The sequence below is a fragment of the Paenibacillus sp. J2TS4 genome (assembly GCF_018403245.1).
Classification (GTDB): Bacteria; Bacillota; Bacilli; order Paenibacillales; family NBRC-103111; genus Paenibacillus_L.
This window is the reverse complement of record NZ_BOSH01000034.1, coordinates 1-1,273: the sequence shown is the minus strand read 5'-3', so window position 1 is coordinate 1,273 and position 1,273 is coordinate 1. Positions and strand designations below refer to the sequence as shown.

Sequence of the window (1,273 nt, the reverse complement as noted above, 5' to 3'; positions counted from 1 at the left end):
AGGCTGAGCTGTGATGGGGAGGGAACATTGCAGTACCGAAGAACTTGTACTCCAGCTGCCAAGAAAAGCCTCTAGCCAGGGAGAAGGTGCCCGTACCGTAAACCGACACAGGTAGGTAGGAAGAGAATTCTAAGGCGCTCGGAAGAACTCTCGTTAAGGAACTCGGCAAAAAGACCCCGTAACTTCGGGAGAAGGGGTGCCTCGTTAGGGTGAATAGCCCGAGGGGGCCGCAGCGAATAGGCCCAAGCGACTGTTTAGCAAAAACACAGGTCTGTGCGAAGCCGCAAGGCGAAGTATACGGGCTGACGCCTGCCCGGTGCTGGAAGGTTAAGGGGAGTGGTTAGGAGTAATCCGAAGCTATGAACCGAAGCCCCAGTAAACGGCGGCCGTAACTATAACGGTCCTAAGGTAGCGAAATTCCTTGTCAGGTAAGTTCTGACCCGCACGAATGGCGTAACGACTTGGGCGCTGTCTCAACGAGAGATCCGGTGAAATTTTAATACCTGTGAAGATGCAGGTTACCCGCGACAAGACGGAAAGACCCCATGGAGCTTTACTGCAGCTTGATATTGGACTTGGGTACGGTCTGTACAGGATAGGTGGGAGCCTTGGAAGCATGTGCGCCAGCATGTGTGGAGGCGACGTTGGGATACCACCCTGATCGTATCTAGGTTCTAACCCGCGACCCTGAATCGGGTTGGGGGACATTGTCAGGCGGGCAGTTTGACTGGGGCGGTCGCCTCCTAAAGAGTAACGGAGGCGCCCCAAGGTTCCCTCAGAATGGTTGGAAATCATTCGCAGAGTGCAAAGGCAGAAGGGAGCTTGACTGCGAGACGTACAGGTCGAGCAGGGACGAAAGTCGGGCTTAGTGATCCGGTGGTACCGCATGGAAGGGCCATCGCTCAACGGATAAAAGCTACCCTGGGGATAACAGGCTTATCTCCCCCAAGAGTCCACATCGACGGGGAGGTTTGGCACCTCGATGTCGGCTCATCGCATCCTGGGGCTGAAGTAGGTCCCAAGGGTTGGGCTGTTCGCCCATTAAAGCGGTACGCGAGCTGGGTTCAGAACGTCGTGAGACAGTTCGGTCCCTATCTGTCGCGGGCGTAGGAAATTTGAGAGGAGCTGTCCTTAGTACGAGAGGACCGGGATGGACGTACCGCTGGTGTACCAGTTGTCTCGCCAGAGGCATCGCTGGGTAGCCAAGTACGGCAGGGATAAGCGCTGAAAGCATCTAAGCGTGAAGCCCCCCTCAAGATGAGATTTCCCAATT

At 55.5% G+C, this 1,273-nt stretch carries 1 rRNA gene (cut by a window edge); it reads left to right on the top strand.

What is annotated here, in order from left to right:
* Positions 1-1,273 (top strand): 23S ribosomal RNA (locus KJS69_RS29300) (its annotated part extends 1,233 nt beyond the left edge of the window); the annotation flags it as partial.